This window comes from Phocaeicola plebeius, from assembly GCF_003437535.1.
Classification (GTDB): domain Bacteria; phylum Bacteroidota; class Bacteroidia; order Bacteroidales; family Bacteroidaceae; genus Phocaeicola; species Phocaeicola plebeius_A.
In genome coordinates this window covers 177659-203471 of record NZ_QSQT01000001.1, presented here as the reverse complement: position 1 = coordinate 203471, position 25813 = coordinate 177659, and the positions used below count along the sequence as shown (strand labels likewise).

The 25813-nt window shown below is 49.5% G+C and carries 31 protein-coding genes; 9 read left to right on the top strand and 22 right to left on the bottom strand.

Annotated elements, in window-relative coordinates; all coding sequences use genetic code 11:
* Nucleotides 1–19 precede the first annotated feature (19 nt).
* The 5 genes from DXD04_RS00835 to DXD04_RS00815 all read left to right on the top strand — a co-directional run bounded on the left by DXD04_RS00835 (nucleotide 20) and on the right by DXD04_RS00815 (nucleotide 1472).
* Entirely contained in the window at nucleotides 20–277 is a 258-nt protein-coding gene (locus tag DXD04_RS00835; protein ID WP_005827305.1) for a hypothetical protein, read from the top strand.
* Nucleotides 278–308: 31 nt separating this feature from the next.
* Entirely contained in the window at nucleotides 309–527 is a 219-nt protein-coding gene (locus DXD04_RS00830; protein ID WP_008770680.1) for a DUF3873 domain-containing protein, read from the top strand.
* The gene (locus tag DXD04_RS00825) at nucleotides 467–772 is read left to right on the top strand and encodes a DUF6956 domain-containing protein (protein ID WP_004310302.1); all 306 of its coding nucleotides are present in this window, start codon (nucleotides 467–469) and stop codon (nucleotides 770–772) included. The genes DXD04_RS00830 and DXD04_RS00825 overlap by 61 nt, the downstream gene beginning before the upstream one ends.
* Nucleotides 773–825: 53 nt before the next feature.
* Nucleotides 826–1134, top strand: coding sequence for a hypothetical protein (locus tag DXD04_RS00820; protein ID WP_004310301.1), 309 nt, complete (start codon nucleotides 826–828; stop codon nucleotides 1132–1134).
* A gap of 116 nt (nucleotides 1135–1250) precedes the next feature.
* A complete protein-coding gene (locus DXD04_RS00815; protein WP_004310300.1) occupies nucleotides 1251–1472 on the top strand; it encodes a DUF7688 family protein in 222 nt (73 codons plus the stop codon).
* A 62-nt stretch (nucleotides 1473–1534) separates the two neighbouring features.
* Here DXD04_RS00815 and DXD04_RS00810 read toward each other — a convergent pair whose 3' ends face one another.
* The 18 genes from DXD04_RS00810 to DXD04_RS00725 all read right to left on the bottom strand — a co-directional run bounded on the left by DXD04_RS00810 (nucleotide 1535) and on the right by DXD04_RS00725 (nucleotide 15264).
* The gene (locus DXD04_RS00810) at nucleotides 1535–2062 is read right to left on the bottom strand and encodes a glycoside hydrolase family protein (RefSeq protein WP_005827312.1); all 528 of its coding nucleotides are present in this window, start codon (nucleotides 2060–2062) and stop codon (nucleotides 1535–1537) included.
* The gene (locus DXD04_RS00805; RefSeq protein ID WP_032595742.1) at nucleotides 2059–2565 is read right to left on the bottom strand and encodes a DUF3872 domain-containing protein; all 507 of its coding nucleotides are present in this window, start codon (nucleotides 2563–2565) and stop codon (nucleotides 2059–2061) included. Before DXD04_RS00805 ends, DXD04_RS00810 begins: the two co-directional genes overlap by 4 nt.
* A complete protein-coding gene (locus DXD04_RS00800; protein WP_004310298.1) occupies nucleotides 2565–3464 on the bottom strand; it encodes a toprim domain-containing protein in 900 nt (299 codons plus the stop codon). Before DXD04_RS00800 ends, DXD04_RS00805 begins: the two co-directional genes overlap by 1 nt.
* A gap of 8 nt (nucleotides 3465–3472) precedes the next feature.
* Entirely contained in the window at nucleotides 3473–4048 is a 576-nt protein-coding gene (locus DXD04_RS00795) for a conjugal transfer protein TraO (RefSeq protein ID WP_032588474.1), read from the bottom strand.
* A 2-nt stretch (nucleotides 4049–4050) separates the two neighbouring features.
* The gene (gene traN, locus DXD04_RS00790; protein WP_032588475.1) at nucleotides 4051–5109 is read right to left on the bottom strand and encodes a conjugative transposon protein TraN; all 1059 of its coding nucleotides are present in this window, start codon (nucleotides 5107–5109) and stop codon (nucleotides 4051–4053) included.
* Nucleotides 5110–5178: 69 nt separating this feature from the next.
* Nucleotides 5179–6534 (bottom strand): conjugative transposon protein TraM, encoded by a 1356-nt coding sequence (gene traM, locus DXD04_RS00785; RefSeq protein ID WP_032595739.1) that lies wholly within the window; start codon nucleotides 6532–6534, stop codon nucleotides 5179–5181.
* Nucleotides 6515–6823 (bottom strand): TraL conjugative transposon family protein, encoded by a 309-nt coding sequence (locus DXD04_RS00780; protein ID WP_004308924.1) that lies wholly within the window; start codon nucleotides 6821–6823, stop codon nucleotides 6515–6517. The genes traM and DXD04_RS00780 overlap by 20 nt, the downstream gene beginning before the upstream one ends.
* A 6-nt stretch (nucleotides 6824–6829) precedes the next feature.
* Nucleotides 6830–7453 carry a conjugative transposon protein TraK gene (gene traK, locus DXD04_RS00775; protein WP_004308925.1) on the bottom strand — a complete coding sequence of 208 codons (624 nt, stop codon included), beginning with the start codon at nucleotides 7451–7453 and terminating at the stop codon, nucleotides 6830–6832.
* Nucleotides 7454–7484: 31 nt separating this feature from the next.
* Entirely contained in the window at nucleotides 7485–8489 is a 1005-nt protein-coding gene (gene traJ / locus DXD04_RS00770; RefSeq protein ID WP_004308926.1) for a conjugative transposon protein TraJ, read from the bottom strand.
* Nucleotides 8490–8492: 3 nt separating this feature from the next.
* Nucleotides 8493–9122 (bottom strand): DUF4141 domain-containing protein, encoded by a 630-nt coding sequence (locus DXD04_RS00765; protein WP_004308927.1) that lies wholly within the window; start codon nucleotides 9120–9122, stop codon nucleotides 8493–8495.
* Nucleotides 9123–9152: 30 nt separating this feature from the next.
* Nucleotides 9153–9536: a DUF3876 domain-containing protein gene (locus tag DXD04_RS00760; protein ID WP_004308928.1), complete on the bottom strand. Its 384-nt coding sequence runs from the start codon at nucleotides 9534–9536 to the stop codon at nucleotides 9153–9155.
* Between the two features lie 37 nt (nucleotides 9537–9573).
* Complete coding sequence (locus DXD04_RS00755; protein ID WP_005827325.1) at nucleotides 9574–12078, bottom strand: TraG family conjugative transposon ATPase; 2505 nt, start codon at nucleotides 12076–12078, stop codon at nucleotides 9574–9576.
* Nucleotides 12075–12407: a DUF4133 domain-containing protein gene (locus DXD04_RS00750; protein ID WP_004311206.1), complete on the bottom strand. Its 333-nt coding sequence runs from the start codon at nucleotides 12405–12407 to the stop codon at nucleotides 12075–12077. The genes DXD04_RS00755 and DXD04_RS00750 overlap by 4 nt, the downstream gene beginning before the upstream one ends.
* Before the next feature lie 10 nt (nucleotides 12408–12417).
* Nucleotides 12418–12729, bottom strand: a complete 312-nt coding sequence (locus tag DXD04_RS00745) for a DUF4134 domain-containing protein (protein ID WP_004311205.1) — start codon at nucleotides 12727–12729, stop codon at nucleotides 12418–12420.
* Nucleotides 12730–12930: 201 nt separating this feature from the next.
* Nucleotides 12931–13671, bottom strand: a complete 741-nt coding sequence (locus DXD04_RS00740) for a hypothetical protein (protein ID WP_032595736.1) — start codon at nucleotides 13669–13671, stop codon at nucleotides 12931–12933.
* Entirely contained in the window at nucleotides 13668–14057 is a 390-nt protein-coding gene (locus DXD04_RS00735) for a DUF3408 domain-containing protein (protein WP_299338276.1), read from the bottom strand. The genes DXD04_RS00740 and DXD04_RS00735 overlap by 4 nt, the downstream gene beginning before the upstream one ends.
* Complete coding sequence (locus DXD04_RS00730) at nucleotides 14054–14503, bottom strand: DUF3408 domain-containing protein (RefSeq protein WP_117670053.1); 450 nt, start codon at nucleotides 14501–14503, stop codon at nucleotides 14054–14056. Before DXD04_RS00730 ends, DXD04_RS00735 begins: the two co-directional genes overlap by 4 nt.
* 5 nt (nucleotides 14504–14508) lie before the next feature.
* Nucleotides 14509–15264 (bottom strand): ParA family protein, encoded by a 756-nt coding sequence (locus DXD04_RS00725; RefSeq protein ID WP_005643916.1) that lies wholly within the window; start codon nucleotides 15262–15264, stop codon nucleotides 14509–14511.
* 170 nt (nucleotides 15265–15434) lie between these two features.
* Here DXD04_RS00725 and DXD04_RS17030 point away from each other — a divergent pair, with 170 nt between their 5' ends.
* The 4 genes from DXD04_RS17030 (at nucleotide 15435) to mobC (ending at nucleotide 19649) form a co-directional block, all read left to right on the top strand.
* Nucleotides 15435–15632, top strand: coding sequence for a hypothetical protein (locus tag DXD04_RS17030; protein WP_431849728.1), 198 nt, complete (start codon nucleotides 15435–15437; stop codon nucleotides 15630–15632).
* 313 nt (nucleotides 15633–15945) lie between these two features.
* Complete coding sequence (gene mobA / locus DXD04_RS00710; protein ID WP_004291488.1) at nucleotides 15946–16374, top strand: conjugal transfer protein MobA; 429 nt, start codon at nucleotides 15946–15948, stop codon at nucleotides 16372–16374.
* Nucleotides 16353–17600, top strand: a complete 1248-nt coding sequence (mobB, locus tag DXD04_RS00705; protein WP_004291483.1) for a conjugal transfer protein MobB — start codon at nucleotides 16353–16355, stop codon at nucleotides 17598–17600. Before mobA ends, mobB begins: the two co-directional genes overlap by 22 nt.
* A gap of 30 nt (nucleotides 17601–17630) precedes the next feature.
* Nucleotides 17631–19649, top strand: a complete 2019-nt coding sequence (mobC, locus tag DXD04_RS00700; RefSeq protein ID WP_004291482.1) for a conjugal transfer protein MobC — start codon at nucleotides 17631–17633, stop codon at nucleotides 19647–19649.
* A 131-nt stretch (nucleotides 19650–19780) separates the two neighbouring features.
* Here mobC and DXD04_RS00695 read toward each other — a convergent pair whose 3' ends face one another.
* The 4 genes from DXD04_RS00695 to DXD04_RS00680 all read right to left on the bottom strand — a co-directional run bounded on the left by DXD04_RS00695 (nucleotide 19781) and on the right by DXD04_RS00680 (nucleotide 25750).
* Nucleotides 19781–23035: a P-loop NTPase fold protein gene (locus DXD04_RS00695; RefSeq protein ID WP_004291481.1), complete on the bottom strand. Its 3255-nt coding sequence runs from the start codon at nucleotides 23033–23035 to the stop codon at nucleotides 19781–19783.
* A 16-nt stretch (nucleotides 23036–23051) separates the two neighbouring features.
* Entirely contained in the window at nucleotides 23052–24182 is a 1131-nt protein-coding gene (locus DXD04_RS00690; protein WP_004291480.1) for an ATP-binding protein, read from the bottom strand.
* A 301-nt stretch (nucleotides 24183–24483) separates the two neighbouring features.
* Nucleotides 24484–25089, bottom strand: coding sequence for an RteC domain-containing protein (locus tag DXD04_RS00685; protein ID WP_004304269.1), 606 nt, complete (start codon nucleotides 25087–25089; stop codon nucleotides 24484–24486).
* A gap of 238 nt (nucleotides 25090–25327) precedes the next feature.
* Entirely contained in the window at nucleotides 25328–25750 is a 423-nt protein-coding gene (locus DXD04_RS00680) for a dihydrofolate reductase family protein (RefSeq protein WP_004291474.1), read from the bottom strand.
* Between the last annotated feature and the right edge of the window lie 63 nt (nucleotides 25751–25813).

Sequence of the window (25813 nt, the reverse complement as noted above, 5' to 3'; positions counted from 1 at the left end):
ACATCTAACAACTAACATTATGGAAGTAAGATTTGAAAGCATGGTTTTCCTATGGGATGATAAAATCCCCACGATGTTCCTTGAATTTATGAACCTCCTCACTCTTTGTCAGAGTGAGGAGCAATTAAGGGCGAGCGTCAAGGACTTTGCCGAGAAACACGAACTTGACAAGTTCTTCCTTTACGGCTTCGGCTCTCATCATTTCTACCTGCACCAACGCTACACGAGCGACCCCGAAATGGTGATGCAACACAGAGTGCTGTCTGTACATTTCTAATCATCTAAATAACAACGACTATGGCAACAAAATGACAATTAACGGAGTAAGCACCTGCCAATCGGCAGGAACGGAGAACTACGAGAAATTCCAAACGGGTATCGACAGACGCAAACGCACCCTTGTGCAATACGACTACCGCCACACGGACGGGGAACTTTTCTCTTGTGTCAAACCCACATTAGACGAATGTCGAGCCGCACGGGACAAGTGGCTAACGGCAAAGGAAAGGAAGGAGGAGAAGCGATGAACGAAGCAGGCTACCAAACGCTGATAGTCAAATTCAGCGAACCCATTACGGCATTGGACGGCATCTTTGACGATGCCGAAGCGTGGGGAGTTGATACCCTAAAGGGGTGGATAGACAGCTATGAAAGCAGCCGTTTCACTGCCATTGACAGCCATACGGCAGTCATCACGAGCGAGTATAGCATGGAATGTCTGAAAGAGTGGCTGGAAAAATGCACACCCATAACCGAGAAAACAGAATTTTGAACATTGGGGCGGTGTCCGCACCGCCCGAACCATAAACCTAAAAGACAACGGATATGATAGCAAAGACAATTTTAGAGCAGATTGGCGGCAGACGCTTTGCCGCCATGACGGGAAGCAAAGACTTCACAGACATGGGCAACGGCTTGCGCATGAGCCTTGCGAGGAACAAGACCAGTGCCAACCGCCTTGACATCATCTATGACGGAGGGGCAGACCTATACAATATGCGTTTCTACCGCAAGACGTTCAGCAAAAAGACATTCGAGAGCAGGACGAAGGACATTGAAACGCACGAGGGGATATATTGCGATATGCTGGAGGAAATGTTCACGATGGTAACGGGACTTTACACCCGCTTTTGAGGGGTGGGCGGCAAAAGCCGCCTACTTTCTTTCATGAGCATGATGGCGGATAAGAAAGTAGGCAAAGAAACCTTTGTACCAATCTACGATAGTATTCACAAAAACAAGTTTTAATCATGGAAACAATCAGACAGAACGGAAAAACCATCTTGTACAGCAACGACGGCATAAGCATAAAGATGGTTTTCAAGAACCTTACGGGCAGGAATTTTCAAGGTCAGGAATATACAGACTATATCCGGCATATCGCAATCGGCAGCATGGGATTTTCACCCGGTATCATAGAGCATTGCAGGGACGGTGAGGTTGCAGGCAAAGGGACAATCCCGAATGTATGAAAACTGAAACTCCGATGAAGTTGGCGGCTTCATCGGAGTTTCTTTCGTCAGACACTTATTCTTTATGGTACATACAGCAGCGCAAACTCAGCCTTCCTTCGTTTGAGCAGCATGGCGTGGCGTTTCCCCTTATAGTTACAGAAAGCGATATACTCCCGGTAGATGTTCCTGTCACCCGCCTCCAGCTTTCGGATTAGCGTGCTTTTGGGTATCTTCCCACTCCCCAAAAGACGGTACGGACCGACATTGTAGGCGAGCGTGGCAAGCAGAAGCGAATCCTTCCCGAACTGCTGGAACATCGCGCAGAACTTCCGCAGGTCTTTTCGCAGAAGCGCGTCCGCCTGCCGCTTCGTCATGGTGCGTGCCGAATACCTTTCCCCCGGCTGCAACCGATGTCCATATCCTACATACGGGTGATGTTTTTCCGAATGCCAGCCCTCAAAATACTTCGTGCATCGCACCGCCCTCTCAAATGGTGGCAGCCGGTAGATAGCCGCCTGCCCGTCCGTTCCCTCATGGCGTCTGTTCCGTGCGGACACGGAACAGACCGCCAGAAGCGAACAGAGGATAGCCATGAATACACGCATCATCGTGTAAAGGGCTTGAAGTTCCCGATGGGGACAACAGTGATAACCCCGTCATCCTTCACGTTTCGGTTGTTGAAGTCAAATTCCAACTCATAGGAGTTGCCGAAATTGTCCTCCACTACCACGATGAAGTTGTGCGCCTCGTCACCTTGCGCCGTGTAGTACAGCCGGAACTTCTCGTTTTCGAGCAGGTAGCGGTCATTGGGCAGGAAAGTGATGCCGTTGTCCATTTTCAGTGTGCCCTCACCCTCGAACTGGAAATACCGGATGGTATAGAGGGTATTGGCGAAATCGCCCGTTTTCTTCAGCTCACAGCGGATTTCCACCGTCTGCCCCTTTGTGACCTTGTTCGGCACGGGCATGGTTTCCACCGTGAAGGGATAGGATTGCTGGATGTCCATATCGTCGTCGCACGATACGAATGTGAATGACACTGCGGCGAACAGGCAGAGTGCCAACGCCTTGAAGATTGATGTTCTCTTGTTCTTGTTGTTCAGTATGTTCATTATTCTTTGATTTTTAGATTGTTGTTCTTTTGTTGTTTTCTTGATACTTGTTGCAGGTACTCGTTCAAGTCCTTGCAGCCTTGATAGATGCCGGAACGGTCTGTCACCTTTCCTCCGTAGCGTGTCCGCAGGGCTTCCATTGCCCTGCGTCCGGCTTCGTCTCGGTCGAGGTAACAGTCGATGCGCTCGTACCCGTCCAGATGTTTCAAAGCCTTTTCCACGTTGGCGACGGAGTTCAGCACAAGGCAGTCACCCGTTGCCAAACCGAGCGTGACGGCGGACAGGAAGTCCATAAAGCCCTCGAACACGCTGCACACGTCCGCCGGGATGTCCCCCGCCTTGACCAGCGACACGTCCTTTGGTGGTACGCAACCCTTGAAACGGCGGCTTCGGGTTTCATAGCCGCCCGACACGTTCGGAAAGCCGACGGCAAAGTACCGCTTACCACGCACGCCGTAGTTCAGGCGGCAGCAGTGGCGGGATGCAACGGCATAAGGGATGCCTCTTTCCTTCAAATACTCCGTCAGCGGAGAGCGGAGCAGCGGGACGGCTTCCACTCCCTCAAAGGCAGGTTCGGACGGTTCCGGCAGGTACAACGGCTTTTCTGCTGCGGCAAGCGGCATACGGGCGGTTTCCGCTATGAATCTCGCCTGCGCCATGAAATCCCCGCTTCGGGTAAACTCCCCGACAAGCGTGAAGATGTCGCCGCCCTTGCCCAAGCCGAAGTCGTACCAGAGCTGTTTCGCCACGTTCACACGGAAGGAGGGCGTGCGTTCACTGCGGTATGGCGCACGATACCACAGCTCGTTTCCGCTCCTTCGGACAGGCTCATGTCCCAGCCGTGCGAGAAAGTCCGCAATGGGTATCTGCCTCATATTCTCAATGTCCGTCCGTTCCATGCGACGTGTCAGTTGATGATTATCTTGACGCCCGCCCCGAACTGCGTATGGAACTTCCGTGTGTCGCCACCCCACAGCAGGCGCTCCCGGAGGTTGGCGAGCAGGGCGATACGGTCAGCCACGTAAAACTCCACATCGAGCGTCAGCGCACCGCCGTAGATGAAGGCGTCCCGGTCATGGAGCGTGGAGCCGTCATGCAGCACTTTCTCGCCCCAATTCACCGACTCATATCCGGCGAGAGCCGAAGCCCCCGCATAGACGAACACTATTTTACGGGCGTCGGAGAGTATCTTGAAATAATAACCGCCCTCCGCCGTGAACTGCGCCACAGGTATGGCGGTATCCTTGTACGGGTTGTTCTTCAAGAGGTATTCGCCACCGAACACCCACTTGTTACCGTTCTTCGTGTAGGTGGAGAGAGCCGCCCCGAAACTGTAACCGCCATTGTTGCCACTTAAACGCATACCGTCCACAAGGTTAGCTCTCAATTCGATGCCCTGCATCTTCGGCAGGCATCGCTGGGCGTGCGCCTGCCCCGTGAACAGGGCAAGCGACACGATGATTATTGCGATGTACTTTCTCATGGTCAGCGCACTTGAAGTTCGTTGATGGTATTGGCACGTACCAAGTCCTCGTTTTCAATCACGAAAGACTGGTGACGCCCCCCGTTCTTCTCGTTGAGTTCCACCACGAGGCATTTGTCGTCGGGAATGGTGAACTTCGCCATCGTGAATACCGTGCGCTCGCTCTTCTTGCCCGGCACGAGTGTGGCGTAATTCTGCGCACGGAGCGGCAGGATAATCTGCTCCTGCACGGCGGTACGCTTCGCCACCTTCTTGTCCACGATTTTCCATGTGATGTAGTCCACATCGAAAGGCACGTTGCTCTGGTTCTTTATCTCCGTGTGGAAATAGAGTAACCCATTATGCGTGTAGATACCTTTCAGCAGGTACTGGATGCCGAATCGCTTGCAGCCGATGTGCTTCACCTCACGCTTGTTCTGCTTGTGGATGGACTTCATGATAAGGCGCACCAGCATCGGGCTTTCGCTGCCCAGTTCCTTCAGGTAGATTTCCTGCGCGTTGTTCGGGCGGTTCACCTTCTCGCCGTCATGGATGAAGTCGCACATCTCCACGTTGAGAAGCAGCGGTTCGGAGGCGTACTTCACGTTAAAAGTATAGAAACTCCCGTCCTCCGTGATTACCGACATATTGGTTTCGTTCGGGAAGTTACGCACGGTAGCTTTCACGCGGATGACGTTCTCCGCTCCGTCGGCTTTACCCGCAATCAGGTCGGGCGAGCCTAAATCGACGTAGCGCACCTCCGAGGGGAAAATGACGTGGACGGTCTTGTCGTAGGTCACTTCCAATCCGTGCGGGGGAACCATGCGGTCGAAGGTCAGCTTCTTTGTCAGCCCGTGATACAGATCGCCGTCCGCCTCCTTCTGCGGATAGACCTCCTTTGTCAAGGTCGGTTGTTGGCTTTGCCTTCCTCCTCCTTGCGAGGCATAGTCAAGCGAGCTTGTCTCTGCTCTCGCTTCGTTCGTCGGTTCACTTCCGTTGTTCTCTCCAACGGTTACGTTCTCCTGCGCGTTGGCAGTTATGATGCCCATAGCGAGGGCAAACATGATGATTACTTTTTTCATTCTACTTTGGATTTTAGTGGTAAATAAAAATTTGGTTGTTGTTTTTTTAGTCGTTGATTGTTATTGTTTTCAATCTCTGTCCTGATATAGCATGACCTTGTATCCGGATTTCAGATGCACCTTGACGGTACGCATCTTCTTGGCGATATACTGGCTCGTGCCTTGTATCAGCCCCTTGCCCAAGTCGGAGGCGAGCTGCGCCCCTGCGTTGGTGGAGATATTAATGCTGCTGCCCAGCGAGCCGCCCATGTTGGCGGCAACCTCCCTGACGGCGTTCATCTCCATCGAGTTTGGAATGAAGATGCCGGGCTGTCCGTCCGTGTCATACACCGCCAGTTCTACCGGGATAATCGTACCTGCGTACTCCAGCGAAGTAATTTCAATATCGAGTCGTTCGCCCTGAATCTTTGCCGTGCCTACCACCACTGCATTGCGGGGTATGATTTTGTCCGCCACTGCCATCGGCTCCAGCAGCCGTAATCTTACCGCCTGCCCGTCAGTCACACTCTGCGCCCCATAGACACACGCCGATATGGTGTTCCTGTCCGATACAGTCGTGACACCCACCGCCGTATTGAAACTGCGGTTGCGCTCCTGCGAGAAGGAGGCGACAAACTCAGCGTTGCTCATCGGCTGTGAGAGCGAAGATACCACCTGATGCGTTACCTGCCTGACAGGTGCAGCCGTGTTCTTTCCGGCTTTCTGCACGGGGTAAGGCTCTGCCGCCTGTCCGACAGGTGGCTGTGTGCCGTTCTGCCCGCCCATGTACTTCGCCGCCAGTTCATAGGACTTCTCCATGAGTGCCACTTGGTCATCCATAGCGGATGCCTTGCCTTTCTCGGTTTCCAGTTCCGATTCCAGCGAGGCGATACGCTCTAACAGTTCGTCCATTTCCGCGTTGTCGTTCTTCGGCTGCTCATAGAAGTTGCCGAGCGTGGTATTGAGGTCGCGGTAGGCAGCTGCGGAGGATTGGATGGTTTTCGGAGCGGATGATTTTGCTGTTGCATCTTCCGCATTTCCGGGATTAGCAAGGTCGAAGTCCCTGCCGCCGTCCGTTTCCGCCACCTCGCGGTCGAACATATCGCCCAGTTCCTGCATGGCGCGGCTGCGGTTCTCCTGCCGTTCCTCCATTGCTCCCTGTTCGTAGGCTTTCGCCTTGTCGCCGATGATCTGGCGGTTCGCCTTGTCAGCGTCGGGCATTTCGATGTTGTAACCACCCGTTCCCGGTTGCTGCTCCTTGTCGGAAGACGGGGCGAATATCAGCCACATAGCACCGATGAATACCAGCACTATAGCGGGCAGCACTATCATTTTCTGACGTTTCAGCCTTTGGGCTTCGGTCAGCGGCTTGCGCTCCTTCTTCGGTTTCCCGTTGTCGGGAGCCGCCTTGTTCTCGTTTTTAGGTTCATTCTTCGTCTGTTCCATATAAATAAGGTATTACATTATGATTGTTGTCCGGCTTTATGGACAGTTCCACCTGTCCGGCATGGTCTGTTACCATCCGGCTGCCGTCATTCCTGCCGATTTCATAGACGGCTTTGCCGAAGGTGTAGAGGGCAAGCACCGCAAAGGCGGCGAGCATCGCCAGCACGATGCGCCTGCGTGTCTTCGGGGGCAAACCGTCCAGATAGCCTTTGAGCCTTGCCACCAGCATTTTCTTTTTGTCGTGGAGCTTCCAGTACGCACGCCAAAATGATTTTTTGATTTTCTTCATGTCCGTTTACCTTTTGATGGTTTGTAAATCCTTGTTCTCGATGATGGTGAATCCCTCGATGGTGAAACCGTTGGGATTGTCGTCCGAACGGGACGAGTTCAAGAGGCGGCACGTAGTCACGAGGCTGCGCTCGGTGACGTTGCTCTGCCGGATGATCTTCTGCGTGGCGTAGGTCACGGCACGGTAGGGATAGCCGTTGAAATCGCACACCACGCTGTCCACCTTCAACACCTGATTGATGTTCCCGGCGATGATGCGGTTGTAGTACCCCTTCTCGGCAAAGTCCGAATAGTAGTTGTACACGCTTTTGTCCGCTAATAGCAGGGCGCGTTTCACGTTATGCTCTATCGCGCTCTTTTCGGGTGAGAGCGTGAAGAACAGCTCGTGGAAACGGCGCACGTGTTCCCTCGCTTCTGCCGGACGGTTCTGCGACAAGTCTTGCGAGAGAGCCAGCATCAGCGACTTGCCGTTGTCCAGCACGTAAATCTTTTCCCGTTGCCGCTCCGCGAAGCGGTAGGAACTCCACACGCTCCATACCGTTATTACGGCACACAACGAGAGGAAGACGATACCGAACAGGCGTATCTGCCTGAACGATGATTCGATGTTTTTAAGTGACTTAAATTCCATTGTTGTTTATTCGTTTTTAATTGTCAGTTGATTATTTCAGCAGCTTCCCGACACGTCCGACCACGTTTCCTGCGGCTGCGCCCGCCACGCTGCCCGCCATACTTCCGGCTCGTCCTGCCGTCTGGTTCACGTTGCGACCGTAGCTTCCCATGCCTCCGGCTTGGATAATCCAGCCTGCTACCGTGGGGATGGTGAAGTAACCAATGATGCCGATTATCATGAAGACGATGTACACCCCGTCGCTCGAATCCAGCGAGAAGTTCGGGTCAGCCTGCATCCGTTCGATGTCGCTTTGCAGCATCAGCACTTGTATCTTCGCCAGTATGGTGCTGAACATATCCGACACGGGCAGCCACAGATAGACCTGTATGTAGCGGCATATCCACTGTGTAAGCGTGCTTTGGAAGCCGTCCCACACCGATATGGCGAAGGCTATCGGACCGAGTATCGCCAGCACCACGAGGAAGAACGTGCGGATGGTGTCTATCACGAGGGCGGCGGCTTGGAACATCAGTTCCAGTATCTCGCGGAAGAAGTCGCGGATGCCCTTCTTCATGTTGTACATCCCGCGCTCGATGTACATCCCCGCCATCGTCACCATGTCGCCGGGCGACCAGCCCAGTTCTTCCAGTTGTTTGTCAAACTCCTCATTTGACACGAGGTAGGCGGTTTCGGGATTGCGCATCATCGCTTCGTACTCCAGTTTGTCCTTCTGCTCACGGTATCGGTTCATGTCCAGCGTTTCCGCCTCCAGCATCTTTGCCGTACCCTGCACGACGGGCGACATGATGCTGTTTATCGTACCCAGTACCACCGTCGGAAAGAACATGATGCACAGACCGATAGCGAACGGGCGGAGCATAGGGAACACGTCTATCGGTTCGGCTCTCGCCAGCGACTGCCATACCCGGTAGGCCACATAAAAGAGTGCGCCCAGCCCGGCGATGCCTTTCGCCACGCCCGCCATGTCCCCGCATAGCGGCATCATCTGTTCGTAGAGCGAGCGCAGAATTTGGTGAAGGTTGTCGAAATTCATAGGCTACCAATATCTTTCGTTCATGTTCCCGTACAGCCCCATGATGCGGTCAAGGTCGTTTTTCTTCTTCGCACGCAGGTAACTCACGCTAATGTTCTTGTTGGTGTAGTAGCTCACGAGGTTGCGGTAACGCTTCATTTTGGAGTAGCAGCGTTCCACCACGTCCATGCGCTCCTTGTCCGTCATGGAGAGCGTGGTGATATTCACCACATTCTTCAGTTCCGTCAGCACATCGTTGGATTCCTCCAATAACTTGGTGTAGCCAAAGGCGATGGCTCCCAGTTCCTCCACCGTGAAGTTGTCGTCACGCATCATCTTCTGGAAACTGGTCACATAGGTGTCGGTGATGTCACCCACCATCAGAATGGTCTGCTGCACCTTCCGGGCGTCCTTTACCAGATTGTTCACGGATTTGAGTGCGTCGTAATACTTCTTGCCCTGTTCGTAAATCTTCACGGTCTCTTGAAAATTTTTTATCATATTCTGGGCGGTCGTGGAAGTGTGTACCACGTTCTTCGAGGTGTTCACGATGCTCTGCGCGATGTTGGACGGGTCTATCACCGCCCACTGTGCGCTTGCCCTGCCGACTGCAAACAGGCACAGGCAGATAATAAGTGTTATTCTTGTTCTCATGTTACTTTGGATTTTAGTGGATTTCATTATTTATTGCTCGCCTATCGGATGGTCCGGTTTCGGGTTCACACGCACGTAGTCCCCGTTCGGCGAGAAGGTCAGGATGTCCGTCGCCTCGTTGTAGGACACGTCGATGCGGAATCCGGTGTTCATGAACAGATTGCCGTTCTCCTCCTGCAAGAGATAGGTTTCCGGCTTCAGCTTGCGGCGGATGCCGCTCCGCTTGAATACCGTCACCTTATAGGCTTCGCCCTCCTTGTAGATAAGCACGTCGGGCTTGCCCTCCACACTCTCCCAGTTTCCGCAAAGCAGGTCGCGTCGGTTGTCCGTTATGTCGCAGGATTGCAGCACCATGACCGCCAGCCCGATTAAACACTTGCTGACTTGCAGCATTTTCGTTCTTGATATACTCATACGCATTTTCTTTTTTAGTTGATGAATCTGTTTCTATTTATTCCTTTTTTCTCCGCCTTTCGGCAAGCTGCCGGATGACGGCTTCAATGTCGCCGCCCAACTGTTCCGCCAGACGGTAAACCTCTACTTTTTCCGTTTCTTCGGTGGTGTACGCCAGATACTCTTCAGCACTAACTTCGGTGGCATAGACTGCCGACTGCGTGCCGCCCAGTCCTATCCACACTTCCTTGTAGAGCCTTGACGGGTTGTTCGCCATGTTGATGGAGAGTATCTGCGACTTCTCTTTCTCCGTCAGACCCAACAGGGACTGTATGGCATCAAACTTGTTCATGTACTTCCGCTGGTCAAGGAGTATCTTGCAGTCGGAGTTGTTGATGATGCTCTCCTTGACGACGGGCGAGGAAATGATGTCGTCCACCTCCTGCGTCACCACGATTGCCTCCCCGTAATACTTGCGCACGGTCTTGTACATATAGCGCAGGTACTCAGCCATGTTCGCCGAAGATAGAGCCTTCCAAGCCTCTTCCACTATCAACTGTTTCCTTACGCCTTTCAATCGGCGCATCTTGTTGATGAAGGCTTCCATGATGATGATGGTCACCACAGGGAAAAGCTCGCGATTTTCCTTTATACTGTCAATCTCGAAGACGATGAACCGCTTGCCGAGCAGGTCGATGTTCTCCGTGGAGTTGAGCAGGAAGTCGTAGCGTCCGTCCCGGTAATACTGCCGCATGGTGGTGAGCATATTGTCGATGTTGAAGTCGGACTTCTCCACCTTTATCTCACGTTCCGCCAGTTCGCGGCGGTAGTCGTCGCGCATATACTCGTAGAAGGTGTTGAACGAGGGGACGATGCTCCGGTCAGCCCTGATACGCTCGATATAGGCGTTCACCGCACTGCCCAGTTCGCCGCTCTCCGTCTTCGTCACTTTGTCGTCCTCCGACTTCCAGAGCGTCAGCAGCAATGTCTTGATGCTGTCCTTTTTCTCCACGTCGAACACGTAATCATCGGTGTAGAACGGGTTGAACGAAATCGGTTTCTCCTCCGTGTAGGTGAAGTACACGCCGTCCGCCCCGTTTGTCTTGCACCGGATCATCTCGCACAAGCCCTGATAGGAGTTTCCCGTGTCCACCAGCACCACGTGCGTACCCTGCTCGTAGTATTGCCTCACGAGGTGGTTCATAAAAAAGGATTTGCCGCTGCCCGAAGGACCCAACACGAACTTGTTGCGGTTGGTCGTGATACCCCGCTTCATCGGCAGGTCGCTGATGTCGAGGTGCAACGGTTTTCCCGTAAGCCTGTCCACCATCTTGATGCCGAAGGGCGAGAGCGAACTGCGGTAGTTGGTTTCCTCCGTGAAGAGGCACACCGCCTGCTCGATGAATGTATGGAAACTCTCTTCCGCCGGGAAGTCCGCCGCGTTGCCGGGCATCGCCGCCCAGTAGAGCGTCGGGCAGTCGATGGTATTGTGGTGCGGCACGCACTCCATGCTTGCCAGCTGGCTGCCCACATCGTTCTTGATATGCTTCAGTTCCTCCGCGTCATCGCTCCACGCCATGACGTTGAAGTGCGCCCGTACCGAGGTCAGCCCGTAGGAATGGGCTTCGTTCAGGTACTGGTCTATCCACTCGCGGTTGATGCTGTTGCTCCGGCTGTATCGGGATAGCGACTGCATATTCCTTGCGGACTTCTCGAACTTCTGCAAATTTTCCTCGCTGTTGTCGATAATCACATACTGGTTATAGATGTGGTTGCAGGAAAGCAGCAGCCCCACGGGGGAGGCGAAGGAGAGGCGACAGTCCGAGCGGTCGGTGGAGAGTTTCTCGTAGCGGATGTCGGTAGCCACCTTTCCTGGCATATCCTCCGCGTCGGAGAGGGTGTGCAGGCACAGGCGGTTGTCACCGATACGCATTTCTTTTGCCGAGAGGTCGATGTCCTGCAAGGTCGTGTCGCCTTCGGGCATGAGCGAGAAGTAACGCTCTATCAGCCCGGCGGACTTCTCCGTCCCGACAATCTCGTCGGTGGAGAGGCGGCGCAGCCTCACAAAGCCGCTGTCGTTCATGATGCGCTCGAACTGTTCGGCGGCCTCCATGAACTTCCCGGCGGTTTCCTTGTCCAGCTCCTTCGGGATGATATGTCCCCGGCACAGCGTACTGAAGTTGCTCTGCATACGGTTACGTTCTTTCGTCGTCTTGGTCAAGTAGAGATAGCAGGAGTGTTTCAGGTACGGACGCTCGTTGAAGTGGCGTTCAAAGGAACGGCTCAAGAAACTCATGTCGTCCTTCTGTAACTCCGGCATATATTTCTCCTTGATGAACCAATCCTGCTTATGCACGACGCAGAAGTACGGCAGCACCTTGATAGCCTTGCACCAGCAGCCGTGTATCGCCTCGTACTCTGCGCCCGTCACGGTGTAAAGCTCCGGCAGTTCCACCTCAAAAGCCACCGTGATGTCGGCGTCTTTGGAGATGATGCAGCCATGCTCCACCGCCAGCAGGGGGAACTTGTTTTCCAGTGTTGTCATTTTGGATGTATTTCTCATGTCGTTTCTTCCTTTCGTTGCCGTTTGAGTAATCGGGTGATCCGCCGTCGGTTGATAAGGTATCGGGGATGGCTCCTTGCCGCTCCCAATTTCATCAGCCCGTGTTCGCCGTACCGGGCGTTCAGCGCGAAGGTCTGCCATACGAGGACGGAAGACGATGCCGCGCCGAAGCCGATACATATCCACTGGTCGATGCCGACCATATAGAGGATGACGAACAGGACGAAGAGAGCCAGCAGACCTCCGCAGAAGATGAAGAGGTACTGAGCCTTCAAACCCTTGAACTCGACCGGACGGCCGATACCCTTGTTTATCGGGTATTCAGCCATACATTGTTTATTAAAGGAAGAATGAGCGCAGGATAGTGGCGGCGACAATCAAGAAGATACAAGCCCCGAACCACGAGGCGGCGGTCTTCGAGGTGTCCGGGTCTCCGGACGAGAATTTTCCGTACACTTTCACGCCACCGATAAGCCCGACTACCGCGCCGATGGCGTAGATTAATTTCGTGCCGGGGTCGAAATACGAACTCACCATAGAGGTGGCTTCGTTGATGCCAGCCAGACCGTTTCCCTGTGCGAAAGCGGAGGCGGTTGCGGCAATCATAAGTGCCGCAGCGATGATTAACTTTTGTCTGATGTTCTTGTTCATAAACTGTTCTTTTTTGTGCCGTCCAAAGGGTGGATAGTCCTTTTTCGGGCGGTTGATACTTGATTACTTTACTTTGGTTTTAGTGGTTGCCCGTTTGTTTCTACGGACTTGGGGCTGTCCGTTGCGGGTTGGCTGTACCTTGTACCGCCGTGCGCGTGGGTGTCGTCATTTTACGTTTTCATTTCCATTCTTTTTTAGTTGTTATACATAGTTTCGGAAGTCGAACTCCTCGATGTTGTCGGGAATCACGAACACCTTTTCCTTTTGTTGTGTCACGGTCATGTTCACCGTGTCCACGAAAACTGCCATCGCCTTTGCAATCCTCTCGCTCATTGCTTCATCGGTCAGGCGTTCCGTTATTCTTGTGAAAAGCTCTGTCCCGTCCAGTTCCGTCATGACCTTTCCGGCGTGTCGCATTTCCTCATCGGATGGTGATTCCTTCCGTATGGTGTGTACTGCCATGTCAATATCCTCGAAGCTACTTCCCGAAGCCTGCTTTTTGTCTGGTTCTTCATCCTCCGGTTCATCTTCTCCGTACTCCAGTTCCGAGGGCGGGATGCTCGTGAAGGTTTCATCGAGTTTGTCCTCCGGTACTTGTGTCGGGCGTGAGACGGTTTCCGTGTTTCCGTCGTCAAAAGTAGCCTCTTCCTCCGACAGCTCAATGCCTTTTTCCGAAGTGGCGGCTTCTTGCGTCGGTATGGCAGCGGTTGTCCGGGTCGATGCCATCTTGAAACGGCTCTTGCCAATGATGTCCGAGGTGTCTGCGTGAGGTATTTCCTTATCCTTTCCTTGCTCTGCCACCGTACTGTCCAATGACCGCCACAGCCCGGCAATATGTCTGAAGAAACGGATGAGCTTCATGTCCATGATGCGGTCATAGAACAGCAGAAACAGAAACCACACGTTGCAAGCAACCGATACGATTAAAAACGCCTTTGTCATAATCTTACTTTTTGGGCGTTTTCAATCTGTTCCATGTACTGCTGCCCGTATTGTCGGAAATGGTCGCGGAGGATGTTATCCACAAACTTGCCGATGCTCAAACCGTTTCCCATCCGACTGGTAACGATAGCGACTTTCTCATGAATTTCTCGGCTGATGTATATACATTGCCGCGTTTTGATTTCCGATGCTTGCAGGAAAGTCGAGAGCGGTTTGTCTCTGCCTTTATCCTTGCGGAAGTCAACGTCGGTATTTTCATGCCCGTAGTCGGTTACACACTTTGCTGCACGGACAGCGGTTCTTTCACTCTTTCCTGTTTGCAGATACTCAGCCTGACGGTTCTTATTTGTTCTTTTCATACTTCTTTGTTGTTTTTGAGTGTTTATAAATTATAGGATTCCATGTGCCGTTTGAACGATTCGGCTATCTCGTCTTGGAACAGCGTGAAATGGTGTGTCAGCACGTTGTCAAGAAATGCCGCGATAGTCACTTCGTTGCCTCCGATTACATGAAGCATCTTCTGTATGCGGTCGTGGTACTCCTTGCGGATATAGACCTGCTTGCCGAGCCTTGCCGTGATATTGGAACCGCATATGAATACTATGTCATAATCCAATTTTTCCGGCTTGCTGTTCCTGCGCCTGCGTTCCGGCTCCTCTTTGGAGTGCGAGGCGGGTGGAGAAACGGCTTCTTGTATCGCTTCTTTCGGAGGTGGGACAGGAGCGTTCCCGTCCGTGCTTCTCGCTTCCGGCGGAATGCTTGTATCGTCCAGTCGAAATGAGTTGATTACGGCTTCGCTGTCGATGTCCTCGATTCTTGTTTTCTTTGCCATGCCGTTCAGTTTTTGATGATGCCGAGAATCTCATCGACGAGTTTGTCGAGGTTGCTGCCGCGTACCAGTATTTTGTCCGCCGGAAACGCCGTGGAGCGGAATACCGCCTTGCGTTCTGCCGCCGTCTCCTTGCGGAAGCGCTTACTGTCCGGTAGATGTGTTTCCAGAATGGGCAGGGCGAACTCGGCACAGACCTTGTCGTATGCCTTGTAAAGTTCAGTCTTTTCGCGTCCGTCCACCATGTTCCACACGAGGTAAATCCCTTTGATGCCGGACTTGCCCGTGCTTATCATCTGTTCGTTGATGACAGTGGCGAACTTGATGGAACTCTCCATCACCACACGGTCGGCGATGATGGGCGTGAAGATATAGTCCATTTGGGAAATGGTCTGCACCACATCGGCATTGTTGATTGTTCCCGGCAGGTCGAAGAACACGAAATCGAGGTCGGGCTGCGCTGCCACCAGATTTTCGGCGGTCTTTACCGCATCTTCCGCACGGCTGCATCTGATGGTGTACGGGTTCTTCTTCAGTCGTTTGAGCTGCTCATACGCCAGCACCTTGTAATGCCCGTCCTCCATGACGGCTTTCATGTCACGCTTGCGCATGTCATGGATACTGTACTGCGGGAAATCGCAGTCCACCACGGCTACGTTGTAGCCTTTCACATAGTGCAGATAGCTTGCTACAAGCACTGTCAGGGTTGTCTTACCCGCTCCACCTTTCTGCGTGGAGATTGCCACATAAGTTGCTTCTTTCATTTTTTTGATAATTTATTTGGTTATACATCTGTCCGGTGGCGGTAGCGTATTGTCATTAGTACGTACGCACGCACTCCCATTCATTTATTTATTCACTCCTTAATCCGGCTGTGCCTGCGGGTATTCATCGGTTTGTCCAACCGTCCATGCTTTTATCCGTCCGCACGGACGTGTGCTTGGAAAACTATCTGAATACATACACCTGTTTTCAACCGTTTGGATTGATGCCCGGATTGCTGTCCGAACATCCGGCGGAAGGAGTGTATTTTCAGTCCCACATCCGAATCACACTGCAAATAAACAAGGATATTTTGGAACTTGTATCACTTCTCCGGCAAGTGGCAGCACGTTGCGCCGGTTGGCACTGATTGTCCGGGTCAAGCCTCTGTCGGACATCGCCTTAAGGGCGTAACTTTGCACCCGAACGGCAGGGTACGCCGCAGGTAGCGCAGCCCGGAGTTTGAAAGGAATCATCCCCAATCCGTCCCCGACGGATTTTTATGTTCACCTGAACATAGCAAGATGTCTTTTCAGCCGCTCAAAATATTTTGAGCAGCCACGAAAAGCACTTGCCCTTGCAGGGGGCGGGCTTTCCCTCCGAAGTCGGGAAGCCTTTCAGAACTGCGGTGCTGTAATCCGAAGCGGCGGCTTATGCCGTCAATCCGCTAAATCCAAAGTAATATGAAAGAGAAAAGGAAAAGCAAATCAGGGAGAAATCCCAAACTTGATCCGGCGGTGTACCGGTACACCGTCCGTTTCAACGAGGAGGAACACAACCGTTTCCTCGCCATGTTCGGAAAATCGGGTGTCTATGCACGGTCTGTTTTCCTCAAAGCGCACTTCTTCGGGCAACCGTTCAAGGTGCTGAAGGTGGACAAGACGTTGGTGGACTATTACACCAAACTGTCGGATTTTCATGCACAATTCCGTGCCGTGGGTACGAATTACAACCAAGTCGTGAAGGAACTGAGGCTGCATTTTTCAGAGAAAAAGGCGATGGCGTTGCTCTACAAATTAGAGCAACACACCGTCGAACTCGTGAAACTGAGCCGCCGGATTGTGGAACTTTCAAGGGAAATGGAGGCAAAATGGTCGCAAAAATCAGTGTAGGAAGTTCGTTGTACGGCGCGATTGCCTACAACGGGGAGAAGATTAACGAGGCGCAGGGGCGGCTTCTCACCACCAACCGCATCTACAATGACGGTTCGGGAACGGTGGACATAGGCAAGGCGATGGAGGGTTTTCTCACCTTCCTGCCACCGCAGATGAAGATCGAGAAGCCGGTGGTGCATATCTCTCTCAACCCGCACCCGGAGGATGTGCTGACCGATATTGAGTTGCAGAATATCGCCCGCGAGTATCTGGAAAAACTCGGTTTCGGAAACCAGCCTTATCTTGTATTCAAGCACGAGGACATCGACCGCCACCACCTGCACATCGTGACGGTCAACGTGGACGAGAACGGGAAAAGGCTCAACCGGGATTTTCTCTACCGCCGCAGCGACCGTATCCGCAGGGAACTGGAACAGAAGTACGGATTGCATCCGGCAGAACGTAAAAATCAGAGATTGGATAATCCGTTGCGCAAGGTGGCCGCATCGGCAGGTGATGTGAAGAAGCAGGTAGGCAACACCGTGAAGGCTCTGAATGGGCAGTACCGTTTCCAGACGATGGGCGAATACCGTGCGCTCCTTTCCTTATATAATATGACGGTGGAGGAAGCGAGGGGCAACGTGCGCGGACGGGAGTATCACGGGCTGGTCTATTCCGTCACGGACGACAAGGGTAACAAGGTGGGCAACCCGTTCAAATCCTCGCTTTTCGGGAAGTCCGCAGGCTATGAAGCCGTACAGAAGAAGTTTGTCCGTTCCAAATCGGAAATCAAGGATAGGAAACTGGCAGACATGACGAAACGCACCGTCCTTTCCGTGCTGCAAGGCACTTATGACAAGGACAAATTTGTATCCCAACTCAAAGAGAAGGGCATCGACACCGTACTGCGCTACACAGAGGAAGGGCGCATCTATGGGGCTACCTTCATCGACCACCGCACGGGATGCGTGCTGAACGGTTCGCGCATGGGTAAGGAGCTTTCGGCGAATGCCTTGCAGGAACACTTCACCCTGCCATACGCCGGACAACCGCCGATACCGCTATCCATCCCTGTGGATGCTGCGGACAAGGCACACGGGCAGACCGCCTACGACAGTGAAGATATATCGGGCGGTATGGGCTTGCTCACTCCCGAAGGTCCGGCGGTAGATGCCGAGGAAGAGGCTTTCATCCGGGCGATGAAGCGCAAAAAGAAGAAAAAACGCAAGGGCTTGGGTATGTAATCAGAGTATCAACAATTAAAAAATCAATGTATGTCACAACAAGAAGACGATTTGAGGGCATTGGCGAAAATCATGGATTTTCTGCGTGCCGTGAGTATCATTTTAGTGGTCATGAACGTGTACTGGTTCTGCTACGAAGCCATCCGGCTGTGGGGCGTGAACATCGGCGTGGTGGACAAAATCCTTCTGAACTTCGACCGCACGGCGGGGCTGTTCCATTCCATTCTCTACACGAAGCTGTTTTCCGTCCTTTTGCTTGCCTTGTCCTGTCTGGGTACGAAGGGTGTCAAGGGTGAGAAAATCACTTGGGGGAGAATCTGGACAGCATTTGCCGTCGGGTTCGTGCTGTTTTTCCTGAACTGGTGGTTGCTGCCCCTGCCGCTGCCGCTTGAAGCGGTGACGGGACTGTATGTCCTTACCATTGGAACGGGCTATGTCTGCCTGTTGATGGGTGGTCTGTGGATGAGCCGCCTGTTGAAACACAATTTGATGGAGGATGTTTTCAACAACGAGAACGAGAGTTTCATGCAGGAAACGAGGCTTATCGAAAGCGAGTATTCGGTCAATCTGCCGACACGTTTCTATTACAGGAAACGCTGGAACAACGGTTGGATCAATGTAGTTAATCCCTTCCGTGCGTCCATCGTGTTGGGTACGCCGGGCAGCGGCAAGTCCTATGCCGTGGTAAACAATTTTATCAAGCAACAGATTGAAAAGGGCTTTAGTCAATACATCTACGATTTCAAGTATCCCGACCTATCTACTATTGCCTACAACCATTTGCTGAACCACCCGGACGGCTACAAGGTAAAGCCGAAGTTCTATGTGATCAACTTCGACGACCCGCGACGCTCTCATCGGTGCAATCCCATTCACCCGGATTTTATGGAAGATATTACGGATGCCTATGAGAGTGCCTACACAATAATGCTCAACCTCAATAAAACGTGGGTGCAAAAGCAGGGCGACTTCTTCGTGGAGTCACCTATCATTCTGTTTGCCAGTATTATCTGGTATCTCAAAATCTATCAGAACGGGAAGTTTTGCACGTTTCCCCATGCTATCGAGTTTCTGAACCGCCGTTACGAGGATATATTTCCGATACTGACCTCTTATCCGGAGCTGGAGAACTACCTTTCGCCGTTCATGGATGCGTGGCTTGGAGGGGCTGCGGAGCAGCTCATGGGTCAGATAGCGTCGGCAAAAATCCCGCTTTCGAGGATGATTTCACCGCAGCTCTACTGGGTGATGTCAGACAGCGAGTTTACGCTGGACATCAACAATCCCGAAGAGCCGAAAATCCTCTGCGTGGGTAACAATCCCGACCGTCAGAATATCTACGGTGCGGCACTCGGTCTGTATAATTCCCGTATCGTGAAGCTCATCAACAAGAAGGGGATGCTGAAGTCATCGGTCATCATCGACGAGTTGCCCACAATATACTTCAAAGGGTTGGACAATCTTATAGCTACCGCCCGAAGCAACAAGGTTGCCGTGTGTCTGGGCTTTCAGGATTTCAGCCAGTTAGTGCGTGACTACGGGGACAAAGAGGCGAAAGTGGTGATGAACACTGTCGGCAATATTTTCTCCGGTCAGGTGGTGGGGGAAACAGCCAAGACGCTCTCCGAGCGGTTCGGTAAGGTGTTGCAGAAACGGCAGTCCATCTCCATCAACCGGCAGGATGTTTCCACCTCCATCAACACGCAGATGGACGCGCTCATTCCACCGAGTAAGATTTCCGGGCTTACGCAGGGAATGTTTGTCGGTTCTGTATCCGACAACTTCAACGAGCGTATCGAGCAGAAGATTTTTCATTGCGAGATTGTGGTGGATGCCGAAAAGGTGAAACGGGAAGAAAGTGCCTACAAGAAAATTCCCGTCATTACAAACTTCACGGACGAGGACGGCAACGACCGCATGAAGGAAACGGTGCAGGCGAACTACCGGCGCATCAAGGAAGAGGTGAAGCAGATTGTGCAGGAGGAACTGGAGCGTATCAAAAACGATCCGGTGCTGTGTAAACTGCTACCAGATAATGAGACTGTCTAACAAGTCCCCAAAATTGAAAATTATCCCTATCGAAGTTTGAAGTGACCCCCAAAAGTTGGATACAATTTTTTTGGGGGGCACTTCAGTTCTGACGGGTAAAATCGTAAAATTCGGACTTGTTAGACAAATACTTACGCGGTTTCAACCTCAGGTACTGAATCTATCGAATTGACAAATTTAACCAATTGCGGATCTGAATCTTTTTGTATGAGGTTTCGGAGACTCTTTTTCAATTCATAAGCATCATCCCCTGCTGTATTTATTAAATCCATATAAAAATCTTTGTTTTGCAGAATCAATGAACGGCATGCCCCATCGGAAATTACAGGTTTCACTATTTTATCAATAACGTCTCCAGCTTGACTTTTCAAATTACCATGCGATCTAAGCCATGTTTCGAAAAATTGAAACTTTATTGCATTGATAGTCTTTTTACCGATGCAGAAATCATTTCTTATATCGGTAACTGTCGATTTAATTTTTCGTTTATCCAATCTTTCAACTATATTCTTGAAACAATTAGGGAAAGGATTCAAACTTTGAGTTCCAGAAGCAATATCCATCAGAATCTTTTTGCCAAATTCAGTCAAGTTATCTGGCAAGGATTTGATTTTAGCCAGTAAATGTTTTATTGCGACAAACCAATAATATGATGTATGTGCTGTTCTTTGGGCGTATAATGTATCAACACTTATTTCAGACAACGCTTCGAACGCTATTTTATTGATATGATCGGTCAGGACATTGCTTATTTTAGTGGTCAAATCGTAAAAAGATGCGTCAGGAATTACATCTTTAATATTGTTCTTAGTGATATACTTATCCAAATCGGTATTCCACTCTGCTAAATGCTCGATAAATACCTCATCCGTTACACCTATTCTGTTCTTAATATCTTCAAATTGGGGCAATATGTCTGAGAGCAATAATTTATAGCCAAGTTTATGATTTACCATGTATTGTAGTGTTTCATTTAATAGCGGTATATTCCATCCCACACTATTTACTAATAAGTCTCCATGATCCACATAATAGTCCATGAGTTCTGCAACATATTTTATATCTCCACCCTCTATTAAGGAAACGGAATGACCATGTGCCAATTGCATGGCGACTAAATCGTAATATCCAGACTCTTTAATGTTTCGGCCATCAGTTTCTAATTCAGAATGCAACTGATTTATGTAGGTTGAATCTAACGTTACAGGTAAAGGTCTTTCTTCGTCAGATGCCAATAAACGATAGGTTGTAAATATAGCCCCTATATTATCTTTATTTACATTCTGTTCATCAATGCAATTCGTGATCGCTTGCAAAAGCGTTGGAAACGTATAGGTAGAATTATCTTTTAACGTTTTTACAATATCTGCATGGTCGAAATTATCGGGTAGTAAGTTTGCCAAATAATTATCGAGCGCCTCCGAATTTGTTGCTACTTGATAATATTTATATGCTTTAGTTGTCGCGTTATCCCGATAGGCAGCATCTGTTGCATTTGCAGCTTGAATATAATCGATAAATGTATTTGGCTTGACTGTTTTTGCTTCAATCAATGACGTAAAATCGCACGCCAACTTATTTTGCGCAATAAACCTGTCTATTGCATCTAACGTTTTGAAATAGTCGCCGCCATTGAAGTCATTGAACCGAACTATCTTCTTATATAATTGAGCAATCACATGGTTTTGGCTTTCCGTGTCTAAATGCAACAGCAGTTCTTGGTATTCGACAGGGAACACCTGCTTCTCTATGGATTCTTTTAATTTCAATTGTGCTATTCTTTGCCATACACGCAGAATAACATCGCTCTTTCGAGTTAATTTATGCAAACAATGTATAATCTTATCGATAAGCGCATTGTCCATACATTGTATAACTTCTTCTAATACAGTGTCAAATTGTTTATTAGTCTCTGCATATTGATTTATGTCGTGGTCTTCTTCTCCGTTGATGCAGCCTTCAATATATTTTTTCAATGGAATTTGTCGAGCATCTTCAACATCGACACCATATACCAAAGCTGCAATTTCGCGTTGTGTTTGCAGATCATTGTTAATTATTGTTTGAATGCCATTCAGATAGTCGCCGGACAATATTTGTTCTACTGGATTTGCCAGAATATCCGTCTTCTTCAAACAGAACAATGCTATGTTTATCATCAAAATTTCGTTACACCACTCTTGTTTAAGAGCGACCATCTCATTGATATATGATATAATTTCCCTAACATTGGCATTAGGATTTACCAATCTGAATATCCGATTTATAGTTTCTTTCGCTTCATTTTCTGTTTCTCCAAATGCTTCAACAAACAGTTTGTTGAATATACTTCGATAGTCGGTAATAACAGGAGGAGCAACACGATAAACAATAGGGAAAGTTTTATTGATAAAATACTTGGTCAGTTGTTTCGTTTGTTCGTCGGTCTCATCTCCGAATGCACAAGCTAAATGTGTTTCATCGAAAGGAATAACAGCCCAAACATTTTCAAAACCGCTATCGGCGAAGAACGTATGGATAGAAGACCATAATTCTTTTACTTTTTCAGCGGGGAGACGATCCATGTTGTCAAAAACAAGGACTAATTTACGTTGTCCTTTTTCCTTGATAAAATCAGAAATGTCTTGCATCCATGTTTTGAACTCGTAAACCGTTGGTTCGTCTTCGCTCAAAGTCTCATAGCAAACGTCCTTTTCGACTTTATCTTGATAAATAGCTAACATATAACTCCATCCATATTTATGATCTTTGCTATATGCCCATTTCCAAACGCACAATGCAATAAGAACTGGCAGTGCAGCTATGATAATAGACAATAAAGAAAACCACCATGTTGTGGGTGTAGGTTTTACTGCATACGCAATAAATGTAAATATCGGAGTTAAAACTGCAACCAAAAATGCCGCAACCATACCATTACTGATAAGGGGATATTTTTCGGTTACGGTCTCCGTTTTACGGGCTAATAAATATTTCAGCTTTTCAGACCATGATACGGTTTTCGTACCTCCACCTTTGACTTTTATTGTTGCATTTCCAGATAGGATACCATCATCAATAAGTTTGCTTGTAAGCAATTCCAATATAGAGCGGCGTTGCAAGTCCTCTTGATGTCCCCATGCGTCATACTCAAAAAAGTAATAGTCGTCTGATAATTCACGTTCCAACATTTTAACCACGTTGGATTTTCCAGATCCCCAAATACCTTCGATGCCGATAATTCGAGGTAAAGTACATTCCTCATCCAATGAATCATTCTGACAAAAATGGCGAGCAATAGTTTTTGCCAACCTTTCTTGCGAACCTCCATCGAATTTGTCAATACCACACGGTTTATTTTGGATAAACCGCGGATATTGCTGTTTGGATTGTAGTTTTGTTTCCATATACGTAATTTATTGATTATACGAACTCCAAATAATTCTCCCGATTTACCACATGAAACTCGGCATAGGGATAGGCTTCTTGGAAGGCTTTCGGTGCGGCCGGCATTTTATTTCCCCACTTGAACTCCAAGGCGGTAAGACTGTCGGCACTCTCCTCAATCAGGTCGATTTCCTGTTTGTCGTAGGTGCGCCAGAAATAGAACTCCCTGTGCAGTCCCTCATTGAAGTTCGCTTTGCGCCGCTCTCCGATGATGTAGTTCTCCCACAGCGCACCGACATCCTGCCGAATGGCCAGCGGTGAGAAAGCCCCGATAATGGCATTGCGAATGCCGTTGTCGTAGAAGTACCACTTGCCAGCTTTTGTAACCTCCTTGCGTAGGTTACGCGAATAAGCCCCCAGACGATAGATAACGAAGACCTTTTCCAATAGGTCGAGGTATTTTTCAACGGTCGTCTTGCTCATGCCGAGTTGTTTACCTAACTCTTCGTAAGAAACTTCGCTGCCCAACTGAAAAGCTATCAATCGCAGTAGATCGCGCATCTTGCTCGAATTTTTTAAGCCGTCAATTGCTAAGATATCTTTAAGCAGGTATGCACCGACAATATCACGTAGGTAGTCTGTTTTACGTTCATAGTTCTCCATCATTACTACTTCGGGATAGGAACCGTAAATCAAGCGCGCTTCGAGGTTCTGGCGGGTTTCAAGTGCCGTTTCCGTCTGTGCGATTTCCCGTTGCGAGAATGGTGTAAGGAGAAATTGCGTACTGCGGCCGACCAACGGTTCACCAGTCTTATTCAGCAAATCGAATGACGAAGAACCACTTGCCAAGACACTTATTCCCGGTATTTCATCAACTATCAACTTCAGAATACTACCGATTTGTGGTATGTTCTGTGCCTCATCAATAGCCAGCAAATCAATACCATCCAATAAATGCCGATAATTGGCTATTGAGCGATTCTCCAATAGTGCTAATGTGTCGTAGTCTTCGCCGTTGAGCATCATCGTCCTACCTGAATAGTTGTCCACAATTTTACGCATCATTACCGTTTTACCAACACGGCGAGCACCAAAAATCAGTACTGCTTTATTGGGCGCGATTCGTGCTGTAATCTTCTCTTGAAGTATTCTATTTACTGTTTCCATACCTTATAAAATATAATGCAAAGATAATCATATTTTTTTAATTGGCGAATTTTACAAAAAAAACGGGCTATTAAATGGCGATTTTTACAACCACAATCTTATGGAAGTTGTTTCATTGTTTTTAGTAATGATATATGTTCATACTATGATGACTCAATAATTTACCAGACATACGTTTCTGAAATTTGTCCTTATAGGAATGAAAAACTCACATATATTGTGCTAATTAATATATAATTAAATGAAAATAAAAAGACAGGATACGAGTATTCCTGTCTTCTCATATGTAATGGATATTTTTTTATTTTCTCATCCGCTCCAACTCCTCATCACGCAACATTCTCTCGTTCAGTTTTTCCTGCATCCTGTCAATGAAATAGGTGCGGCTTTCGTTCTTCCGGCGTTTGATATCAGTGTAGAAGCGGTAGCAGTCTTTAGAATCAACCCCGAATATCTTATAGAGAAGTGGGGCGAGCTGTTTGAGCGGCATATTGCCGTTGTTGATGCAGCCCATCACGTCTATGCCGTAGATAAGTTCCACGAGGTCGATGGCATTGCCCGTCCATTGAAGAAGGCTGGCGGTGGTTTCTGTTGCGTTGTTGGCGGATATTAGTGGTGGCACTTGGGGCGTGGCAAGGAATTTCTGCATCTTTCTTACGAAAGACAGAGCCTTGCTGACGTAGGCGGCAATCTCTCTTTTTTCTTCTGACAGATTACGTACGGGATGGTGCTGCAACTCGATTTCGATGTAGGCAAGCGCGATGACGGTAAGGTTCATGTCCATGCCGCCGTTGCACAGTTCGATCACTTGGGTGGCGAAAGCCGTGTATGCCGTTTCCATATTGCAGTCGCCGGCTTCGTTTATCAGGCGGAAAAAGTCGGTTTCCGCCAGCAAGAAATAATTCATGGTTCTGTCAATTTTGAAAATTACACTTTGTTTTCTGCGTGCGCACATGAATATAATTGGCAAAAAACGCGGCAGAAAATAAAAAATCCAACACTCAATTTTACAAAGTGCTGGATTTCAGAGGTATAAAATTCAGTATTTTTTCACAAGGACAAATTATCTCCGACTTAAATTGTTTGTAATCGGAACATTTATTCTATTCCTGAAAATAGAAATGTATGCTTGCCGCACATTTTGGCTATCTTGCTTTTTTATCAAGGATATAGATAATGCGACATACACCGTTGGGATAGCTTTTCAAAGAGGAAAGCGTCCAGTGTTGCTCTGGCAGAGCCGACTTAAAAAAATGTCGTCCGCTTCCGGATATGAAAGGAACGGTGTATAGTATGATTTCATCCACAGCGTGCATCCGCAGCAGTCCGTTTATATAGTCTGCCGTGTCCGGTGTGGCTTCCGCGAGGTAACGGATGTTTGTGCAGTCTTTTCTCCATTCGTGCAGCATTGAAATGGAATAGTCCGGTGTCACACGGTAAAAGGCTTTCTTCCTGATTTCATCAAGACCGCAACGGTCAAGGCACAAATCCTGATGTGCTTTATCATATAACTCTGAAGAAAGACATCCGTCCATCGTCAGTACGGCGAGAATCTGAACTTTACCCATAATCGTTTCCTTTCGTTAGGCAAGGGTAAAAAAGTAGCGTGCAATTCACACTACCTTCAAGCG

What these genes read in the sequence shown, in the direction of transcription:
- DXD04_RS00835 (WP_005827305.1), top strand. Translation starts at nt 20, where the DNA reads ATGGAAGTAAGATTTGAAAGCATGGTTTTCCTATGGGATGATAAAATC.
- DXD04_RS00830 (WP_008770680.1), top strand. Translation starts at nt 309, where the DNA reads ATGACAATTAACGGAGTAAGCACCTGCCAATCGGCAGGAACGGAGAAC.
- DXD04_RS00825 (WP_004310302.1), top strand. Translation starts at nt 467, where the DNA reads ATGTCGAGCCGCACGGGACAAGTGGCTAACGGCAAAGGAAAGGAAGGA.
- DXD04_RS00820 (WP_004310301.1), top strand. Translation starts at nt 826, where the DNA reads ATGATAGCAAAGACAATTTTAGAGCAGATTGGCGGCAGACGCTTTGCC.
- DXD04_RS00815 (WP_004310300.1), top strand. Translation starts at nt 1,251, where the DNA reads ATGGAAACAATCAGACAGAACGGAAAAACCATCTTGTACAGCAACGAC.
- DXD04_RS00810 (WP_005827312.1), bottom strand. Translation starts at nt 2,062, where the DNA reads ATGATGCGTGTATTCATGGCTATCCTCTGTTCGCTTCTGGCGGTCTGT.
- DXD04_RS00805 (WP_032595742.1), bottom strand. Translation starts at nt 2,565, where the DNA reads ATGAACATACTGAACAACAAGAACAAGAGAACATCAATCTTCAAGGCG.
- DXD04_RS00800 (WP_004310298.1), bottom strand. Translation starts at nt 3,464, where the DNA reads ATGGAACGGACGGACATTGAGAATATGAGGCAGATACCCATTGCGGAC.
- DXD04_RS00795 (WP_032588474.1), bottom strand. Translation starts at nt 4,048, where the DNA reads ATGAGAAAGTACATCGCAATAATCATCGTGTCGCTTGCCCTGTTCACG.
- traN (WP_032588475.1), bottom strand. Translation starts at nt 5,109, where the DNA reads ATGAAAAAAGTAATCATCATGTTTGCCCTCGCTATGGGCATCATAACT.
- traM (WP_032595739.1), bottom strand. Translation starts at nt 6,534, where the DNA reads ATGGAACAGACGAAGAATGAACCTAAAAACGAGAACAAGGCGGCTCCC.
- DXD04_RS00780 (WP_004308924.1), bottom strand. Translation starts at nt 6,823, where the DNA reads ATGAAGAAAATCAAAAAATCATTTTGGCGTGCGTACTGGAAGCTCCAC.
- traK (WP_004308925.1), bottom strand. Translation starts at nt 7,453, where the DNA reads ATGGAATTTAAGTCACTTAAAAACATCGAATCATCGTTCAGGCAGATA.
- traJ (WP_004308926.1), bottom strand. Translation starts at nt 8,489, where the DNA reads ATGAATTTCGACAACCTTCACCAAATTCTGCGCTCGCTCTACGAACAG.
- DXD04_RS00765 (WP_004308927.1), bottom strand. Translation starts at nt 9,122, where the DNA reads ATGAGAACAAGAATAACACTTATTATCTGCCTGTGCCTGTTTGCAGTC.
- DXD04_RS00760 (WP_004308928.1), bottom strand. Translation starts at nt 9,536, where the DNA reads ATGAGTATATCAAGAACGAAAATGCTGCAAGTCAGCAAGTGTTTAATC.
- DXD04_RS00755 (WP_005827325.1), bottom strand. Translation starts at nt 12,078, where the DNA reads ATGAGAAATACATCCAAAATGACAACACTGGAAAACAAGTTCCCCCTG.
- DXD04_RS00750 (WP_004311206.1), bottom strand. Translation starts at nt 12,407, where the DNA reads ATGGCTGAATACCCGATAAACAAGGGTATCGGCCGTCCGGTCGAGTTC.
- DXD04_RS00745 (WP_004311205.1), bottom strand. Translation starts at nt 12,729, where the DNA reads ATGAACAAGAACATCAGACAAAAGTTAATCATCGCTGCGGCACTTATG.
- DXD04_RS00740 (WP_032595736.1), bottom strand. Translation starts at nt 13,671, where the DNA reads ATGACAAAGGCGTTTTTAATCGTATCGGTTGCTTGCAACGTGTGGTTT.
- DXD04_RS00730 (WP_117670053.1), bottom strand. Translation starts at nt 14,503, where the DNA reads ATGGCAAAGAAAACAAGAATCGAGGACATCGACAGCGAAGCCGTAATC.
- DXD04_RS00725 (WP_005643916.1), bottom strand. Translation starts at nt 15,264, where the DNA reads ATGAAAGAAGCAACTTATGTGGCAATCTCCACGCAGAAAGGTGGAGCG.
- mobA (WP_004291488.1), top strand. Translation starts at nt 15,946, where the DNA reads ATGAAAGAGAAAAGGAAAAGCAAATCAGGGAGAAATCCCAAACTTGAT.
- mobB (WP_004291483.1), top strand. Translation starts at nt 16,353, where the DNA reads ATGGTCGCAAAAATCAGTGTAGGAAGTTCGTTGTACGGCGCGATTGCC.
- mobC (WP_004291482.1), top strand. Translation starts at nt 17,631, where the DNA reads ATGTCACAACAAGAAGACGATTTGAGGGCATTGGCGAAAATCATGGAT.
- DXD04_RS00695 (WP_004291481.1), bottom strand. Translation starts at nt 23,035, where the DNA reads ATGGAAACAAAACTACAATCCAAACAGCAATATCCGCGGTTTATCCAA.
- DXD04_RS00690 (WP_004291480.1), bottom strand. Translation starts at nt 24,182, where the DNA reads ATGGAAACAGTAAATAGAATACTTCAAGAGAAGATTACAGCACGAATC.
- DXD04_RS00685 (WP_004304269.1), bottom strand. Translation starts at nt 25,089, where the DNA reads ATGAATTATTTCTTGCTGGCGGAAACCGACTTTTTCCGCCTGATAAAC.
- DXD04_RS00680 (WP_004291474.1), bottom strand. Translation starts at nt 25,750, where the DNA reads ATGGGTAAAGTTCAGATTCTCGCCGTACTGACGATGGACGGATGTCTT.